Source organism: Klenkia taihuensis (genome assembly GCF_900112525.1).
In the GTDB taxonomy this organism is placed as follows: Bacteria; Actinomycetota; Actinomycetes; order Mycobacteriales; family Geodermatophilaceae; genus Klenkia; species Klenkia taihuensis.
The window spans coordinates 70,940-87,023 of sequence record NZ_FOMD01000002.1 but is presented as its reverse complement, the minus strand read 5'-3'; the positions used below and the strand labels follow the sequence as shown (position 1 = coordinate 87,023).

The 16,084-nt window shown below is 73.4% G+C and carries 17 protein-coding genes and 1 pseudogene; 5 read left to right on the top strand and 13 right to left on the bottom strand.

What is annotated here, in order from left to right:
• Window positions 1-9: 9 nt before the first annotated feature.
• From gabT to BM158_RS08260, 4 genes and pseudogenes are all read right to left on the bottom strand, one after another.
• Window positions 10-1,356 carry a 4-aminobutyrate--2-oxoglutarate transaminase gene (gabT, locus tag BM158_RS22020; RefSeq protein WP_091556628.1) on the bottom strand — a complete coding sequence of 449 codons (1,347 nt, stop codon included), beginning with the start codon at window positions 1,354-1,356 and terminating at the stop codon, window positions 10-12.
• Between the two features lie 145 nt (window positions 1,357-1,501).
• A complete protein-coding gene (locus BM158_RS08270; RefSeq protein ID WP_091556626.1) occupies window positions 1,502-2,257 on the bottom strand; it encodes a succinate dehydrogenase/fumarate reductase iron-sulfur subunit in 756 nt (251 codons plus the stop codon).
• A 22-nt stretch (window positions 2,258-2,279) separates the two neighbouring features.
• Window positions 2,280-4,226 carry a fumarate reductase/succinate dehydrogenase flavoprotein subunit gene (locus BM158_RS08265; RefSeq protein ID WP_091556624.1) on the bottom strand — a complete coding sequence of 649 codons (1,947 nt, stop codon included), beginning with the start codon at window positions 4,224-4,226 and terminating at the stop codon, window positions 2,280-2,282.
• Between the two features lie 14 nt (window positions 4,227-4,240).
• A pseudogene (locus BM158_RS08260) lies at window positions 4,241-4,879 on the bottom strand (succinate dehydrogenase cytochrome b subunit); the annotation flags it as partial.
• Here BM158_RS08260 and BM158_RS22950 point away from each other — a divergent pair.
• The 3 genes from BM158_RS22950 to BM158_RS08250 all read left to right on the top strand — a co-directional run bounded on the left by BM158_RS22950 (window position 4,821) and on the right by BM158_RS08250 (window position 6,435).
• On the top strand, window positions 4,821-5,018 hold the full coding sequence (locus BM158_RS22950; RefSeq protein WP_479723823.1) for a M81 family metallopeptidase: 198 nt from the start codon (window positions 4,821-4,823) through the stop codon (window positions 5,016-5,018). The pseudogene BM158_RS08260 and the gene BM158_RS22950 sit on opposite strands and share 59 nt — an antisense overlap.
• A gap of 98 nt (window positions 5,019-5,116) precedes the next feature.
• Entirely contained in the window at window positions 5,117-5,728 is a 612-nt protein-coding gene (locus tag BM158_RS08255) for a sulfite oxidase-like oxidoreductase (RefSeq protein WP_091556620.1), read from the top strand.
• Window positions 5,728-6,435 carry an FAD-binding oxidoreductase gene (locus BM158_RS08250; RefSeq protein ID WP_091556618.1) on the top strand — a complete coding sequence of 236 codons (708 nt, stop codon included), beginning with the start codon at window positions 5,728-5,730 and terminating at the stop codon, window positions 6,433-6,435. Before BM158_RS08255 ends, BM158_RS08250 begins: the two co-directional genes overlap by 1 nt.
• 3 nt (window positions 6,436-6,438) lie before the next feature.
• On the opposite strand, the gene BM158_RS08245 is transcribed toward BM158_RS08250, so the two are convergent.
• Window positions 6,439-6,969 (bottom strand): DUF1990 family protein, encoded by a 531-nt coding sequence (locus BM158_RS08245; RefSeq protein ID WP_091556617.1) that lies wholly within the window; start codon window positions 6,967-6,969, stop codon window positions 6,439-6,441.
• 16 nt (window positions 6,970-6,985) lie between these two features.
• Window positions 6,986-8,392, bottom strand: a complete 1,407-nt coding sequence (locus BM158_RS08240; protein WP_091556615.1) for a M1 family metallopeptidase — start codon at window positions 8,390-8,392, stop codon at window positions 6,986-6,988.
• 39 nt (window positions 8,393-8,431) lie between these two features.
• Here BM158_RS08240 and BM158_RS08235 point away from each other — a divergent pair, with 39 nt between their 5' ends.
• A complete protein-coding gene (locus tag BM158_RS08235; protein ID WP_091556613.1) occupies window positions 8,432-9,286 on the top strand; it encodes a HipA family kinase in 855 nt (284 codons plus the stop codon).
• A complete protein-coding gene (locus BM158_RS08230) occupies window positions 9,283-9,663 on the top strand; it encodes a DUF3037 domain-containing protein (protein WP_229827888.1) in 381 nt (126 codons plus the stop codon). The genes BM158_RS08235 and BM158_RS08230 overlap by 4 nt, the downstream gene beginning before the upstream one ends.
• An 8-nt stretch (window positions 9,664-9,671) precedes the next feature.
• Here the strand turns inward: BM158_RS08230 and BM158_RS08225 are convergent, their stop codons facing one another.
• The 7 genes from BM158_RS08225 to BM158_RS08195 form a co-directional block, all read right to left on the bottom strand.
• Window positions 9,672-10,190, bottom strand: coding sequence for a hypothetical protein (locus BM158_RS08225; protein ID WP_091556611.1), 519 nt, complete (start codon window positions 10,188-10,190; stop codon window positions 9,672-9,674).
• Window positions 10,187-11,914, bottom strand: coding sequence for a PHP domain-containing protein (locus tag BM158_RS08220; RefSeq protein WP_091556610.1), 1,728 nt, complete (start codon window positions 11,912-11,914; stop codon window positions 10,187-10,189). Before BM158_RS08220 ends, BM158_RS08225 begins: the two co-directional genes overlap by 4 nt.
• Window positions 11,915-12,032: 118 nt before the next feature.
• Window positions 12,033-12,338, bottom strand: coding sequence for a 4a-hydroxytetrahydrobiopterin dehydratase (locus BM158_RS08215; RefSeq protein ID WP_091556608.1), 306 nt, complete (start codon window positions 12,336-12,338; stop codon window positions 12,033-12,035).
• Between the two features lie 16 nt (window positions 12,339-12,354).
• Window positions 12,355-13,068 (bottom strand): phosphoadenylyl-sulfate reductase, encoded by a 714-nt coding sequence (locus tag BM158_RS08210; protein ID WP_207506331.1) that lies wholly within the window; start codon window positions 13,066-13,068, stop codon window positions 12,355-12,357.
• Between the two features lie 154 nt (window positions 13,069-13,222).
• On the bottom strand, window positions 13,223-14,881 hold the full coding sequence (locus BM158_RS08205) for a nitrite/sulfite reductase (RefSeq protein ID WP_229827887.1): 1,659 nt from the start codon (window positions 14,879-14,881) through the stop codon (window positions 13,223-13,225).
• A 145-nt stretch (window positions 14,882-15,026) separates the two neighbouring features.
• Window positions 15,027-15,563 carry an adenylyl-sulfate kinase gene (cysC, locus tag BM158_RS08200; RefSeq protein ID WP_091556605.1) on the bottom strand — a complete coding sequence of 179 codons (537 nt, stop codon included), beginning with the start codon at window positions 15,561-15,563 and terminating at the stop codon, window positions 15,027-15,029.
• A gap of 14 nt (window positions 15,564-15,577) precedes the next feature.
• Window positions 15,578-16,060, bottom strand: coding sequence for an RrF2 family transcriptional regulator (locus BM158_RS08195; RefSeq protein ID WP_091556603.1), 483 nt, complete (start codon window positions 16,058-16,060; stop codon window positions 15,578-15,580).
• Window positions 16,061-16,084 lie beyond the last annotated feature (24 nt).

Here is a 16,084-nt window from a genome sequence, read left to right as displayed (position 1 = left end):
GCCGGCGGATCAGGAGCCGGCCACCTCGGCGAAGGCCTCCTCGACCACGTCGAGGGCCTCGACGAGCAGGTCGTGGCCGATGACCAGCGGGGGCAGGAACCGCAGCACGTTGCCGTAGGAGCCGGCGGTGAGGACGACGACGCCGCGGGCGTGGCAGGCCTTGGCCACCGCGCCGGCGAGCGCGGCGTCGGGCTCGGTGGTGCCGGGCACGACCAGCTCGACGGCGATCATCGCGCCGCGGCCGCGCACGTCGCCGATGGCGGGGAACCGCTGGGCCAGGGTGCGCAGCCGGGGCAGCATCACCTCGCCGACGGCGCGCGCGGCGCCGACCAGGTCCTCGGCCCGCATGGTCTCGATCGCGCCCAGCGCCGCGGCGCAGGCGACCGGGTTGCCGCCGTAGGTACCGCCCAGCCCGCCGGGGTGGACGGCGTCCATGATCTCCGCGCGGCCGGTGACGGCGGCCAGCGGGAGGCCGCCGGCCATGCCCTTGGCGGTGGTGACCAGGTCGGGGACGACGCCCTCGGCGTCGACGCCGAACCAGGCGCCGGTGCGGCAGAAGCCGGACTGGATCTCGTCGGCGATGAACACCACGCCGTGGGCGGTGCACCACTCGCGCAGCGCGGTGAGGAACCCCGGGGCCGGCTCGATGAACCCGCCCTCGCCCTGCAGCGGCTCGATGAGCACCGCGGCGGTGTTGCCGGCGCCGACCTGCACCTCGATCTGGGAGATCGCGCGGGCCGCGGCGTCGGGGCCGGTCAGGCCGTCGCGGTAGGGGTAGCTCATCGGCACCCGGTAGACCTCGCCGGCGAAGGGCCCGAAGCGGTGCTTGTACGGCATGTTCTTGGCGGTCAGGGCCATCGTGAGGTTGGTGCGGCCGTGGTAGGCGTGGTCGAAGACGACGACGGCCTGCCGGCCGGTGGCGTGGCGGGCGATCTTGACGGCGTTCTCGACGGCCTCGGAGCCGGAGTTGAACAGCGCGCTCTTCTTCGCGTGGTCGCCGGGGGTGAGCTCGGCGAGGGCCTCGCAGACGGCGACGTAGCCCTCGTAGGGGGTGACCATGAAGCAGGTGTGGGTGAAGTCCGCGACCTGGGCCTGCACGGCCTCGACCACCCGGGGCGCGGCGTTGCCGACGCTGGTCACGGCGATGCCGGAGCCCAGGTCGATGAGGGTGTTGCCGTCGACGTCCTCGAGCACGCCACCGCCGGCGCGGGTGATGAAGACCGGCAGCGTGGTGCCCACCCCGGCCGACACCGTCGCGGCGCGGCGGGCCATGAGCTCGACCGACCGGGGGCCGGGGATCTCGGTGACCAGGTGACGGCGCTGCTGCAGGCCGGTCTGGTCCAGCACGTCGGTCATGGGTGTCTCCTCACAGGCGGTCGGTCCCCGTCATGGTGTCACCGATCGACCGCGAACGGGGAATCCGTCGCGGAGAAGTGTCCTGACGACGGAAAGGGGCGGTCGACCCGGAGGTCGACCGCCCCTTTCCGTGGGGTGGGTCAGCTCAGCTCGCGGGCACCGCGTTGGCGCGCAGGGCGCCGAGCAGGTCGTGGTTGAGCCGGGAGATGGTCTCCATGGAGATGCCCTTCGGGCACACCGCGGAGCACTCGCCGATGTTGGTGCAGCCGCCGAAGTCCTCGGCGTCCTGCTGGGCGACCATCTTGACCACGCGCGAGTCGCGCTCGGGCTGGCCCTGCGGCAGCAGACCCAGGTGGGTCACCTTGGCCGCGGTGAACAGCATCGCCGAGCCGTTCGGGCAGGCCGCCACGCAGGCGCCGCAGCCGATGCAGGTCGCCGCGTCGAAGGCGGCGTCGGCGTCGACCTTGGGCACCGGGGTGGCGTGCGCGTCGGGGGCGGTGCCGGTGGGCGCGGAGATGAACCCGCCGGCGGAGATGATCCGGTCGAAGGCGGACCGGTCGACGACGAGGTCCTTGACGACCGGGAAGCCCCCGGAGCGCCACGGCTCGATGTCGATGGTGTCGCCGTCGGAGAAGGACCGCATGTGCAGCTGGCAGGTGGTGGTCTGCTCGGGACCGTGCGCGATCCCGTTGATCATCAGCCCGCAGCTGCCGCAGATGCCCTCACGGCAGTCGTGGTCGAAGGCGATGGGGTCCTCGCCGTCGAGGATGAGCTGCTCGTTGAGGACGTCGAGCATCTCGAGGAACGACATGTCCTCGGACACGTCGGTCAGGTGGTAGTTGGCCATCTTCCCCTTGACCTGGGGGGAGGGCTGGCGCCAGACCCGGAGGGTCAGCTGCATCGTGTCTCAGCTCCGTTGATCGTTACTTGTAGCTGCGCTGGGCGAGGTGGACGTACTCGTACTCGAGCGCTTCGCGGTGCAGGACCGGCGGCTCGCCCTCGGGCGTCCAGCCCCAGGCGGCGACGTAGGCGAACTCCTCGTCGTTGCGCAGTGCCTCGCCCTCGGGCGTCTGGCTCTCGGCGCGGAAGTGCCCACCGCAGCTCTCCTCGCGGTGCAGGGCGTCGATGCACATCAGCTCGGCGAGCTCGATGAAGTCGGCGACCCGGGCCGCGTGCTCGAGGTTCTGGTTGAAGGTGTGCGCGTCGCCGGCCACCTTCACGTTGGTCCAGAACTCCTTGCGGAGCTCGGGGATCCGGTCCAGGGCCTTGCGCAGGCCCTCGGCGGTGCGCTCCATGCCGCAGTAGTCCCAGACCAGGCGGCCCAGCTCGCGGTGGAAGGAGGCCACCGTGCGCGTGCCGTTGATCGAGAGGAACTTCTCGACCTGGGCCTTCACCCCGGCCTCGGCCTCGACGATCGCCGGGTGGTCGGCGGGCACCTTCTCGAACGGACCGGCCGACAGGTAGTCGGTGATCGTGTTCGGCAGCACGAAGTAGCCGTCGGACAGGCCCTGCATGAGGGCGCTGGCCCCCAGCCGGTTGGCGCCGTGGTCGGAGAAGTTGGCCTCGCCGATCACGAACAGGCCGGGGATGGTCGACTGCAGGTCGTAGTCGACCCACAGACCGCCCATCGTGTAGTGCACGGCCGGGTAGATGCGCATCGGCGCGGAGTACGGGTCCTCGCCGGTGATCCGGGCGTACATGTCGAAGAGGTTGCCGTACTTGGCCTCGACCGCCTTGCGGCCCAGCCGCTGGATGGCCTCGGCGAAGTCCAGGTAGACGCCCAGCCCGCCGGGGCCCACGCCGCGGCCCTCGTCGCAGACGTTCTTCGCCTGGCGCGAGGCGATGTCGCGGGGGACCAGGTTCCCGAAGGCGGGGTACTTGCGCTCCAGGTAGTAGTCGCGCTCGTCCTCGGGGATGTCCTGCGGCGGGCGGCTGTCGCCGCGCTCCTTGGGCACCCACACCCGGCCGTCGTTGCGCAGCGACTCCGACATCAGGGTCAGCTTCGACTGGTAGTCGCCCGAGACCGGGATGCAGGTGGGGTGGATCTGGGTGTAGCAGGGGTTGGCGAAGTACGCGCCCCGCTTGTGCGCCCGCCAGATCGCCGTGGTGTTGGAGCCCTTGGCGTTGGTGGACAGGTAGTAGACGTTGGAGTACCCGCCGGTGCCCAGCACCACGACGTCGGCGACGTGGGTGGTCACCTCGCCGGTCACCAGGTCGCGGACGACGATGCCGCGGGCCTTGCCGTCGACGACGACCAGGTCGAGCATCTCGGTGCGCGAGTGCGTCTCGATGTTGCCGGCGGCGACCTGGCGCTCGAAGGCCTGGTAGGCGCCGATCAGCAGCTGCTGACCCGTCTGGCCGCGGGCGTAGAAGGTGCGCGACACCTGGGCGCCACCGAAGGAGCGGTTGTCCAGCAGGCCGCCGTACTCGCGGGCGAAGGGCACGCCCTGGGCCACGCACTGGTCGATGATCTGGGTGCTGATCTCGGCCAGGCGGTGGACGTTGTCCTCCCGCGACCGGAAGTCGCCGCCCTTGACCGTGTCGTAGAACAGGCGGTGCACCGAGTCGCCGTCGTTGCGGTAGTTCTTGGCGGCGTTGATGCCGCCCTGCGCGGCGATCGAGTGCGCACGGCGGGGGCTGTCCTGGAACCAGAAGGACTTCACCTTGTAGCCGGCCTCGGCCAGCGTGGCGGCGGCGGCGCCGCCGGCCAGGCCGGTGCCCACCACGATGATCGTCATCTTGCGGCGGTTGGCCGGGTTGACCAGCTTGCCGCGGAACTTGCGCTCGCTCCACCGCTCCCCGATGGGGACGTCGGTGGGGGCCTTGGTGTCGGCGATCGGGTCGCCTTCGAGGAACAGCTCGAGAGCCATGTCAGGTGCTCCTGTCAGTCGATGATGCCGAAGAGGACGGAGAAGGGGATCAGCAGGTAACCGCCGACCAGCACGACCGCGAAGACCGTCGCGAACAGGTTGAGCGCGCGCTCGCGGCGCTTGTTGCTGTGGCCCAGGGTCTGGGTGGCCGACCAGACGCCGTGCCGGATGTGGAAGCCCAGGGCGATGAGCGCGATGGCGTACCAGATCGTGACGACCGGGTTCTGGAAGCCCTCGACGAGCCGGCCGTAGGGCAGCGAGTCGCGGCCGGCGGGGTTCACCGCGCCCAGGGTGAGGTCGAGGATGTGCCAGATGATGAACAGGATCAGGATGACCCCGCCCCAGCGCATGGTCCGCGAGGCGTAGCTCTGCTGGACGCGCTTCTTGGTCACGTAGGCGACCGGACGGGCGCGCTTGGCCTGCTTCCACAGCGAGAAGGCGGCCCAGATGTGCGCGGCGACGGCCACGAGCAGGACGACGCGGATGATCGTCAGCACCGTCAGGCGCGGCACGATCGGCTCGCCGAGGTCGCGGAGGAACTCCGAGTACGCGTTGAAGGTCTCGGCGCCGGCGAAGGCCTTCAGGTTCCCCACCATGTGCGCGATGAGGTACAGCACGAAGATGATGCCGGTGACCGCCATGACGGCCTTCTTGAAGACCGAGGAGCCGAACCGGCCGGTCTTGGGGTCACGCTTCGGGCCGGGGTTCGCCCCCGCCGACTGCCCTGCCTGCTGCGTCGTCACTGTCGCCACGAGCACACGGTACGACGATGCACAGGTGAGACCCATGTGAACGCCGCGTGACACGTCTCATGGAAGGGCAGCCTTACCGCGGGGAACGAACGACCCCGCGCCCGGGTTCCCCCGGACGACGCCGATTGGGAGGCAACCATGCCCGGACCCACCCGAGGATTCCTCGGCCGCACCCGACCCGCCCGTGACCCGAGGCTGCCCCCGGGCCAGTACGACGTGGGCGCCGACTGGCCCGTGCTGACCGCCGAGCCGACCCCGCGGATCAGCCCCGAGACGTGGAGCATCACCGTCGCCGGCAACGTCGAGGCCCCCACCACCTGGGACTGGGACGGCGTGCACGCCCTGCCGCGCAGCGAGTACCGCGGCGACATCCACTGCGTCACCACCTGGTCGAAGTTCGACACGCAGTTCGCCGGGGTCTCCCTCGACGCGCTGTGGGACGTGGCCCGCCCGACCCCGGAGGGCCGGTTCGTGATGGCCACCTCCAAGTCGGGCTACACGACCAACCTGCCGCTGGAGGACCTCACCGGCGGCAAGGCCTGGCTGGTGTGGGAGTTCGACGGCCGGCCGCTGACCGTCGAGCACGGCGGGCCGGTCCGGCTGCTCGTGCCGCACCTGTACTTCTGGAAGTCGGCCAAGTGGGTCACCAAGCTCGACGTCCTGAAGCGGGACCAGCAGGGCTTCTGGGAGCGCAACGGCTACCACGACCGCGGCGACCCGTGGCGCCAGCAGCGCTACCAGGGCGACTGATGCCCGCACGCATCGTCGCCCCCGGCCCGTGGACCACGGCCACGGTGTCGGGGGTGCGCCGGCCGCTGCCGCGCACGGTGCAGCTGCGCCTGGACGTCGACGGCCGCGTCGACCACCTGCCCGGCCAGCACTACGTCGTCCGGCTGACCGCCGAGGACGGGTACACCGCCCAGCGGTCGTACTCGGTGGCCTCCGCGCCGTCGGACCCGCTGCTGGAGCTGTTCGTCGAGCGGCTGGACGACGGCGAGGTGTCCACCTACCTGGCCGACGTCGTCGAGCCGGGGGACACCTTCGAGGTGCGCGGCCCGGTCGGCGGCTGGTTCGCCTGGGACGGCGAGACGCCGGCGCTGCTGGTCGGCGGCGGCACCGGCGTGGTGCCGCTGGTGGCGATGGTCCGCCACGCCCGCGCGACCGGCCGGGAGGAGCTGCTGCGGGTGGCGGTCTCGGCCCGCACGCTGGCCGAGCTGCCCTACGCCGACGAGCTGCAGGCCGCCGGCGCCGTCGTCGTCACCACCCGCGAGGCGCACGGCATCCGGCCGGCCGGGCGGCTGACCGCCGTCGACCTGCTCCCGCTGTGGGAGCAGGGGCAGACCGCGTTCGTCTGCGGGTCGGCCGGGTTCGCCCGGACGGCGGGCGACCTGCTCGTCGGGCTGGGGTTCGCGCCGTCGTCGGTGCGGGTGGAGCAGTTCGGGCCCAGCGGCAGCTGAGGCTCAGCCCCGGGCGGCCTTCCGCACCGCTGCGGTGTAGCGGGTCAGCGCGATCGACTGCAGCACCCGGCTGACCGGCCCGCCGAGCCGGGCGGCGCGGGTGGCCAGCCGGGAGAACGCGACCATCTCGAACACCACGTCCTCGCCGTCCCGGGAGACGACGAAGGACTCCTCGCCGCTCTCCGGGTGGCCGGGCAGCGTGCCGTAGGCGTAGCCCTGCCGGTCGCCCTCGGTGCACGTCCACACGACCCGGCAGGGGATCCGCAGGCCCAGCGGCGGCAGCCCGGCGGTCATCAGCACGACGGCGCCCTCGGTGCCGGCCGGCCCGCTGGCCCGCACCCGCAGCCCGGCGTGCCGCTGCGGCGCCCAGTCGAGGACCGCGGCCACCGCCCGGTCGAAGGCTGCGTCCCCGCGGCCCACCACCGCGCGCCGACGGGCGACGTGCACCCCGGCCGGCAGGTCGCCGGTGCGGGTGGCCCCGACCTCGGGGTAGGTGAAGGGGGCGTCGGTCAGCGCGGCGAGGGCGGGGTCCACCGGGCCCAGTGTCCGCTCAGGCCGGCTTGCCCGCGCCGAGCCACTCGTCGAAGAACCCGGTCAGGTCGGTGCCGGTGACCTCCGCGGCCAGGTCGGCGAACTCCGGGGTGGTGACGGCCTGCCCGGCCCGGTCGGTGGTCCACCGGGACAGCAGCTCGTCGAACGCCTCGTCCCCGACCTCCGCGCGCAGCGCGGCCAGGGTGGCGGCGCCGCGGACGTAGACCGCGCCGCTGAACAGGTCGTCGGTGGCCGGCCCGGGGTCGCCGATGGCCTGGTCCCAGAACGGGTCGTCGGCCGGCTGCTCGAGGACGGCGGCCAGCTGGTCGGCCACCGTCTCCCCGCCCTGCGCCTCGGTCCAGGCCCACTCGGCGTAGGTGGCGAAGCCCTCGTTGAGCCAGATGTCGGACCAGCGGTCCAGCCGCAGGTCGTCGCCGGTCCACTGGTGGGCGAGCTCGTGCACCACGACCAGCTCGGCGCCGGTCGCGCTGCCGAAGAAGTCGCTCGCGTAGATCGGCCGGGTCTGGGTCTCCAGGGCGAAGCCCAGCGAGGAGTCGGTGACGATCGCGCCGCACTCGGTGAACGGGTAGGGCGAGCCGAACACCCCGGCCAGGAAGTCCACGACCTCGGGCTGGCGCTCCAGCGCGGCGCGGGCGTTCCCCGCGCGCCGGTCGGACAGCCCGGTGGCGACGGCGTCCCGGTAGGTGATGCCGTCGACCTCCCGCTCGGTCAGGTCGTAGTCCCCGACCGCCAGGGTGAGCAGGTAGGGCGCCATCGGCTCGTCGCTGCGCCACACCCACGTGCGCTCGCCGTCCACCGGGTCGCCGCGGTCGACCAGCGTGCCGTTGGAGACCGCGACCAGGTCCTCGGGCACGGTCACCGACAGCTGGACGGCGGCGGCGTCCCGCGGGTGGTCGTTCACCGGGAACCAGGTCGCCGCCACGTCGGGCTGGCCGACCACCAGCACGCCGTCGGAGGTGGGCACCACCCCCGACGTCCCCGGCCCGTCGCGCACCGGCTCGGGGACGCCGGCGTACTCGACCTGCACGGTGAACCGGCCGTCGACGACCACCTGGCCGGGGTCGACCACCAGCTCGTCGCCGTCCCGGGTGGTGGTCACCTCGCTGCCGTCGACCTGCACGGAGGAGACCTCCAGGCCGACCAGGTCCAGGGAGAACCCGCGCAGGGGCGCGCCGGTGGTGTCGGCGGTGACCAGCGCGGTGCCGGTCAGCTCGTCGGTGACCGGGTCGTAGCCGACGTCGAGGTCGTAGCGCTCGACGTCGTAGCCGCCGTTGCCGTCTCCGGGGTAGTAGTCGTCGCCGATGCCGGTGGCACCCACCACCGGGAACTCCTGGACGGCGACCTGCCCCGCGCACCCGGTGACCAGCAGCAGGGTGCCGGCGACGAGCGCGGGGCGACGGACCATGGCTGCACCGTAGGGGTGCGGCGGTAGCCTCGCGGCACTGTGCTCGCCGCCGTCACCGCCACCCGTTACGTCCTCCCGCTGCGCGAGGGCGGCTCGCTGCCCGGTCTGGTCGAGGCCGACGACCTGGGCACCTACGTGGTCAAGTGGCGGGCGGCCGGGCAGGGCGTGCCGGTGTTGGCCGCCGAGGTGGTCTGCGGCGAGCTGGCCCGGGCCCTCGCGCTGCCGGTGCCCGCGCTGGTCACCGTGGACGTCGCACCCGACCTCGCGGTGGGGGAGCCCGACCAGGAGGTGCAGGAGCTGCTGCGGCACTCCGCCGGCACCAACCTGGGCATGGACTACCTGCCCGGGGCGCTGGACTTCTCGGCGCACTCCGCCGACGTCGACCCCGAGCTGGCCGGCCGGGTGCTGTGGTTCGACGCGCTGGTCGGCAACGTGGACCGGTCCTGGCGCAACCCGAACATGCTGTTCTGGCACGGCCGGCTGCAGCTGATCGACCACGGCGCCGCGCTGACCTTCCACCACCACTGGCCCGGCGCGGCCGCGGCGGTCGCCCGGCCGTACGACGCCGCGCAGCACGCGCTGGTGGAGTCCCACCCCGACGTCGCCGCGGCCGACGCGGCGCTGGGCCCGCTGGTCACCCGGCCCCTGCTGGAGCGGGTGCTCGAGCTGGTGCCCGACGCGTGGCTGCGCGGGCCGGAGGAGGAGCCGGCGGCCACCACCCGGGAGCGCTACGTCGTCCAGCTGCTGGCGCGCCTGGACGCCCGCCCGGCCTGGCTCCCCGCCCTGGTGCGGGCCGCCGCCGACGGCTCCCGCGGGCGGTCCCCGGCCCCGCGCGGGCAGAACCGTCCGGGCTGGCTGGGCCCGCCGCCCCCGCCCGGGGTCTCGCAGCGGTGAACACCTACGAGTACGCGGTGCTGCGGGTGGTCCCGCGGGTCGACCGCGGCGAGCAGATGAACGCCGGCGTGCTGGTCTACTGCCGCCAGCGGGACTACCTGGGCTCCCGGGTGCACCTGGACCTCGACCGCCTGCGCGCGCTGGACCCGGCCGCCGACCCGGTGGCGATCGCGTGGGCGCTGCAGGCCGCCGCCGACGTCTGCACCGCCGACCCGGGCGCGGGTGCGGCCGGCCGGGAGGTGCTGGGGTCGCGCTTCCGCTGGCTCACCGCGCCCCGCTCGACCGTCGTCCAGCCCGGCCCGGTGCACACCGGGCTGACCGCCGACCCCGACGCCGAGGCCGACCGCCTGCTGGCGCTGCTGGTGCTGCCGCTGTAGCGAGCGGGTCAGCCGTGCCCGCCGCAGCACTCGTGCGGTGTGCTGATCTCCACCGGCCGCCAGGTGCCCGGGCCGGCCGGGTCGACCAGCAGCTCCACGCCGTCGGGGTGGCGGACCGGGCGCAGGAAGCCGTCCACGGTGTCCACGACGTCCTCCGGGTGGGCCTGCGCGCCGATGCCCACCACCCGGTCGACCGCCGTGGTCGCCAGCAGCTCCGCGACCGTCAGCCGGACGGGGACGGCGTCGCTGCCCGGGAAGCGGACCGCCCGCCCCCCGTCCGGGGCGCCGCCGACCGGCCGCGCGGTGCCGCCCGACACCGCGTCGAACAGCTCGGCCGGGACCTCCGGGCCGTCGTCCAGCTGCCAGCTGGCGGTCACCACCGGCGCCGGGCCGGTGCGGTCGACGTGGGTCTGCACCCACACCGTCCGGCGGCCCGAGCCGGCCAGGGCCGCGTCCAGGTCGGCCAGCAGGTGGGCGTCCGCGGCCTGCGCCGGGACGCCCACCCACCAGTGGTCCGGGCCGGTCACACCACGTCGACGAAGACCGGGTTCGCGTAGAACCACAGGTCCGCGAAGGGGTCCTCGTTGGCGATGGTGTCCATGCGCGGGTTGCCGGCCGGGTCCAGCTGCTTGCCGTCGCTGCCGCGCAGCCGCAGGTAGAACGACTGCTGGACGTTGCGGAAGGTGTACTCCAGCCGCACCTGCCGGCCGGGCGGCCGCGTGGTGTCGAAGGTCTGCACCACCCGCGTCTGCGGGGCGGCGAGGGTGTCCCGGTCGGCGGCGGCACCGGTGACCGGCCCGCTGATCAGGTCCACCTTCGCCAGCTGGGGCACCTGCCCGCTGGAGTTGGGGCCGGCGGCGCGGTCGATGGTGATGTCCACCCGGATGTCCCCGCCGCGGGCCACGAAGGTCCGTCCGCCGAGGGTGACGCCGCGGGCGTCGCCGTCCCCGCGGGTGGCCCGCACCCGGACGTCGAGCCCGTCGACGAGCCGCCCGTGCACCGCGACCACCTGGCCGGACTGCAGGCCGCGCATGACGTCGACGTAGTTCCTGGACCGCGCCGCGACCAGGGTGGAGGAGTACTGGCCGGGCCAGAAGTCGCCGTAGGTGGTGATGGGGGAGCCGGTGTCCACCGGTGCGCCGCGGCTGCCGGTGGACGCGTAGTCCTGGGTGCCGGGGGTGCGGGTGTCCCGCCAGACCTGGTGGGAGTCCGAGGTGGCGGTGACCCACCACGGCTTGCCCTCGGCGAGCAGGGAGTCCCAGACGCCGCCGACCTTGGCGGTCATCCAGTCGAATCCGCCGTAGGTGCGGTACGGGTTCTCGGTGGCGGTGGGGGCGTAGCCCGGGAAGCTGTTCGGGTTCGGGCTGCGGTCGTAGTAGCCGCGGGCCGACCCGGGCCCGCCGGCGGCGGTGGGGATGCCGGCGGCCTGGTGGCCGGGGGCGCCCTCCATGCCGACTGCGACGGCGGGTGCGGTGTCGCGCCAGTTGCGCAGCTCGTGCGGGCTGTCGATGCCCTGGCGGGAGGGGTGGTTGGCGAACATCAGCGCGATGTCGGTGCGGCCGCTGCGCACCTGCTGGTCCAGGTACTGCAGCGCCTGGAGGGCGTAGGGCTCGCCCTGCACCGCGTTGGCGCCCGGGATGACCCCGTTCGCGGCCAGGACCGAACCGTCGTAGGCCAGCTCGAAGGCGCGCAGGATGTCCACGGTGTTGCGGCCCGGGGGAAGGAACAGCGTGGCGTGCTCGGCGCCCGGGATGTTCCACTCCAGGCCCTGGAACACCAGCATGTCCCGGTAGGCGTTCCGGGAGGCCTCGATGTTCGGGGTCACCTGGTCGATCGAGAACTTCTGGTGCGCCACGCTGCCGTGGTCGGTGATGACCACCCAGGACAGGCCGTACTCCCGGCCCTTGGCCACCTGGGTCTCCACCGTGTACTGGGCGTCGGGGGAGTACTGGGTGTGGATGTGGTGGTCGCCGGCGTAGAAGCGGGCGCCGCCGCTCCACGGGTTGACCGGCTGCGGTCGCGGACCCGGCCGGCCCGGTGCCCCGCCGGGTGCCGCCGCGGCGAGCCCGGTGCCCAGCACCCCGGCGCCGGCGGTCGCGCCGGCGACGAGGGCGGCGCGGGTGAGGAACTGCCGGCGCGACACCGAGAGCGGGTCGTCGGTGCGCTCGTCCCGCCAGGTGCCCTCGGCCGACCCGTGGTGGAGCGGGTGGTCGTGCTCGTGGTCGTGCGGGTGCCCGTGGTCGTGGCCCATCCCGTTCGGTCCTCCCGGATCGCATGCGTGCTCGACCACCCGACAGTGGTGGAGCTGGGCGAGGGGGAGGGGGCGGGCGGACGACGCCCGGGTGAACAGCGGGCAGCGGACCGTCGGGTCAGGCGGGGGCGGCGCCGTCGGAGAGGGCGTCGACCCGACGGGCCAGCTCGACGTCGAGCTCGGTCACCCCGCCGGCGTCGTGGGTGACCACCGCGATCCGCAGGCACGAGTAGCGGATGTCGATGTCGGGGTGGTGGTCCATCTCCTCGGCCACGTCGGCGATCCGGTCGACGAGGTCGATCGCGGCGCGGAAGGACCCGGCCTCGATGCGCCGGTAGATGCCCTGCGCGTCGCCGTCCCAGTGGGTCAGCTCGGCGACCGCCGCGGCGACCTCCTCGGCGGGCAGTGCCTGCGGTCTGCTCATGGGGGCAGTCTGCTGGTCAGGTGTGGAGCCCGCACTCCACCTTGTTCCGGCCCGCCCAGCGGCCGGCGCGCGGGTCCTCGCCGGGGGCGACCGGGCGGGTGCACGGCGCGCAGCCGATGGAGGCGTAGCCGACGTCGACCAGCGGGTTCACCGGCACCTGGTGCTCGGCGGTGTAGCGGTCGACGTCGTCCTGGGTCCAGGCGGCGAGCGGGTTGACCTTCACCATGCCGCGCTTGGCGTCCCAGTCGACGACCCTGGTGCCGCGCCTGGTCTCGGCCTCGTCGCGGCGCACGCCCGAGCCCCAGGCGGAGAAGCCGGCCAGGGCGCGGGCCAGCGGTTGCACCTTGCGCATCGCGCAGCACAGGTCGGGGTCGCGGTCGTGCAGCTGGGGGCCGAACTCGGCGTCCTGCTCGGCGACGGTCTGCTCGGGCTGCACCGACAGCACCCGGATGTCGGTGACCGAGGCGATCCAGTCGCGGGTGCCGATGGTCTCGGCGAAGTGGTAGCCGGTGTCCAGGAAGACCACCTGGACGCCGGGGTGGGCGCGGCCGGCCAGGTGCGCCAGCAGGCCGTCGGCCATGGAGGAGGTCAGCGCGAAGGAGTCGCCGAAGGTCTCCCCGGCCCAGCGCAGCACGGCCAGCGCCTGCCCCTCCGGGTCGGTGATGCCCTCGAAGCGGGCGTCGGCCTCGGCGGCCAGCTCGGGTGTGGGCTCGACCAGGGATGTCGTCACGGCTGCTGCACTCCCGTTCCCGTCGTCCGCAGGGTGAAGGTCCGCAGGCAGGACCCGCAGTGCCATTCTCCCTCGGTGCTGCGCGGCCGCAGGGTCTCCTCGCCGCAGTACGGGCAGTAGAACGGCGGGAGCTGCCGGACCCTTCCCTCGCTGCTCAGCGCAGCCACTCCTCGTCGGCGCGGCCGGCGTAGGCGGCGAAGGACTCGCCCTCGGTGCGGTGCTCCAGGTAGCCGCGCAGCACCCGCTCGACGTAGTCGGCGGTCTCGGTGGCGGCGATCTTGTGCCCCCGCAGCTTGCGGCCGATGGAGGACTCGAACCCGAGGTGGCCGCCCAGGTGCACCTGGAAGCCCTCCTCGCCGCCGACGACCATGCCCTTGAAGCCGATGTCGGCGGTCTGGAACCGGGCGCAGGAGTTCGGGCAGCCGTTGACGTTGATGGTCAGCGGGGTGTCGAAGTCGGGCAGCCGCTGCTCCAGCTCGGCGGTGAGCTCCTTGGCCCGGCCCTTGGTCTCGACGATGGCCAGCTTGCAGAACTCGATGCCGGTGCAGGCCATGGTCTGCCTGCGGAAGACGCTGGGGCGGACGAGCAGGTCGTGCTCGGCCAGCGCGGCGACGGCGTCCTCCACCGAGGCGTCCGGGACGTCGAGGACGACGAGCTTCTGGTCGGCCGTCGTCCGGATGCGCCCCTGGCCGTACTGCTCGGCGATGTCGGCGACGGTCGCGAGGAGCTCGCCGCCGATGCGGCCGGTGTGCAGCGCGAAGCCCAGCGCGTTGGTGCCGTCGACCTGCTTCATCACGCCGACGTGGTCGCGCTGGTCGGTGGCCGGGCGGTCGGGAGCCGGGCCGTCGGGCAGCGCCGCGTGCAGGTACTCGTCCTGCAGCACCTGCCGGAACCTCTCCGGCCCCCAGTCGGCCATGAGGAACTTGATCCGGGCGTGGGTGCGCGAGCGCCGGTAGCCGTAGTCCCGGAAGACCCCGCACACGCCGGCCCAGACGTCGGCGACCTGGTCGGGCCGGACGAAGACGCCGATCCGCTCGGCGAAGCGCGGGTTGGTGGACAGCCCGCCGCCGACCCAGAGGTCGTAGCCGGCCTCGCCCTCGGCGTTGCGCACGCCGACGAAGGCGACGTCGTTGATCTCGTGGTTGGTGCAGTGGTGGGCGCACCCGGAGATGGAGGACTTGAACTTGCGCGGCAGGTTCGAGTACTCGCGGTCGCCCAGGTACTTCTCCACCACCTCGGCGACGGCGGGGGTGGCGTCGAGGACCTCGTCGTCGAGCACCCCGGCCAGCGGGCAGCCCAGGATCACGCGCGGGGTGTCGCCGCACGCCTCGGTGGTGGACAGGCCCACGGCCTCGAGCCGACGCCAGATCTCCGGGACGTCCTCGATGCGGATCCAGTGCAGCTGCACGTTCTGCCGGTCGGTCACGTCGGCGACCCCGCGGCCGAACTCGGTGGAGATGCCGGCGACCACGCGCAGCTGGTCGGCCGACAGCTGCCCGCCGTCGATGCGCACGCGCAGCATGAAGAAGGAGTCCTCGAGCTCCTCGGGCTCCAGCACGGCGGTCTTCCCGCCGGGGATGCCCTGGGCGCGCTGGGTGTAGAGGCCCATCCACCGCATCCGGCCGCGCAGGTCACCGGGGTCGATGCCGTCGAAGCCGGTGTGGGCGTAGATGTCGAGGATCCGCTGGCGGACGTCGAGGCCGTCGGAGTCCTTCTTCATCCGCTCGTTGGGGTTCAGCGGCTCGCGGTAGCCGAGCGCCCACTGGCCCTGGCCCTTCTGGGCGGTGCGGCTGCTGCGGGTGGGGGAGGACACGAGGGGGCTCCATCTTCGCGCGGGTCGGGCGCGCGGCGTTGCGGGGACTGGGGTGGCGCGGCTCAGAGCGAGCGGCGACAGGCGGCGCTCACGACGCGGCCCAGGTCGACGTGCAGGCGCGCGACCAGGGGGGTGCCGCGGCCAGTCACGGCGTCGAGTCTCCCACACCGGCCATCGCGGCCCGGACCTGCGCGACCGCCTCGGGCAGCGGCACGACGGAGGTGTCGATGCGCAGCTCGGCGCGCACCGGCTCCTCGTAGGGGTCGCTGACGCCGGTGAAGGTCGGGATCTCCCCGGCCCGGGCCTTGGCGTACAGCCCCTTGACGTCGCGGGCCTCGCACACCTCGAGCGGGGTGGACAGGTGCACCAGCACGAACCGGCCGTGCGCCTCGACCAGGGCCCGGGCCTGCTCGCGGGCCTCCTCGAACGGGGCGATCGCGGCGATGACCGCCGTCCCGCCGTGCTTGACCACCTCGCCGGCCACCCACCCGATGCGCCGGATGTTGAGGTCGCGGTCGGCCCGGCTGAACCCGAGCTCGCTGGACAGGTGGGTGCGCACCACGTCGCCGTCCAGCACGGTCACCGGGGTGCCCCCGGCCTCCAGCTCGGCGACCAGGGCGTCGGTGATGGTGGACTTCCCGGCTCCCGACAGCCCGGTCAGCAGGACGGCGACTCCGCTCATGGAGGAGCAGTCAATCAGTCGACGGGGACGGCCCCGAAGGAGCGCCAGGCGCTCTCCACCTCGGCCAGCTCGGCCACCGCGTCGGGCAGCTTCCCCGAGACCACGTCGGCGAGGGTGACCTGCTCCAGCACCCGTCGGTAGGAGTCGCGGGCGGCGACCCACACGCTGGTCAGGGCCTCGGCCGCACCGGGGTAGCTGGCGTCCTCGGGCCGCTGGCCGTGCACCTCGGCGAGGAACCCCTGCTCGACCCGCATGACCCGGGCGATGGACACCTCCGACGGCGGCAGCGCGAGCCGGTAGCCGCCGTCCCGGCCGCGCTGGCTGGTCACCAGCCGGGCGTGCTGCAGGTCGCCGAGGATGGCCTGCAGGAACCGGGACGGGATGCCCTGGGCCTGGGCGATGCGGTCGCAGGTGAGGGAGTCCGGGCTCGCCTTGGCCAGTTCGAGGGTGGCCCGTACGGCGTAGTCGACCCGGGCGGAGATGCGCACGACGGCCATCCTGCCCGGTCTGGGAAGCTCGGG

What these genes read in the sequence shown, in the direction of transcription:
- BM158_RS22950 (WP_479723823.1), top strand. Translation starts at nt 4,821, where the DNA reads ATGTGCGCGATGAGGTACAGCACGAAGATGATGCCGGTGACCGCCATG.
- BM158_RS08220 (WP_091556610.1), bottom strand. Translation starts at nt 11,914, where the DNA reads ATGGGCCACGACCACGGGCACCCGCACGACCACGAGCACGACCACCCG.
- BM158_RS08240 (WP_091556615.1), bottom strand. Translation starts at nt 8,392, where the DNA reads ATGGTCCGTCGCCCCGCGCTCGTCGCCGGCACCCTGCTGCTGGTCACC.
- BM158_RS08215 (WP_091556608.1), bottom strand. Translation starts at nt 12,338, where the DNA reads ATGAGCAGACCGCAGGCACTGCCCGCCGAGGAGGTCGCCGCGGCGGTC.
- gabT (WP_091556628.1), bottom strand. Translation starts at nt 1,356, where the DNA reads ATGACCGACGTGCTGGACCAGACCGGCCTGCAGCAGCGCCGTCACCTG.
- cysC (WP_091556605.1), bottom strand. Translation starts at nt 15,563, where the DNA reads ATGAGCGGAGTCGCCGTCCTGCTGACCGGGCTGTCGGGAGCCGGGAAG.
- BM158_RS08255 (WP_091556620.1), top strand. Translation starts at nt 5,117, where the DNA reads ATGCCCGGACCCACCCGAGGATTCCTCGGCCGCACCCGACCCGCCCGT.
- BM158_RS08270 (WP_091556626.1), bottom strand. Translation starts at nt 2,257, where the DNA reads ATGCAGCTGACCCTCCGGGTCTGGCGCCAGCCCTCCCCCCAGGTCAAG.
- BM158_RS08250 (WP_091556618.1), top strand. Translation starts at nt 5,728, where the DNA reads ATGCCCGCACGCATCGTCGCCCCCGGCCCGTGGACCACGGCCACGGTG.
- BM158_RS08265 (WP_091556624.1), bottom strand. Translation starts at nt 4,226, where the DNA reads ATGGCTCTCGAGCTGTTCCTCGAAGGCGACCCGATCGCCGACACCAAG.
- BM158_RS08195 (WP_091556603.1), bottom strand. Translation starts at nt 16,060, where the DNA reads ATGGCCGTCGTGCGCATCTCCGCCCGGGTCGACTACGCCGTACGGGCC.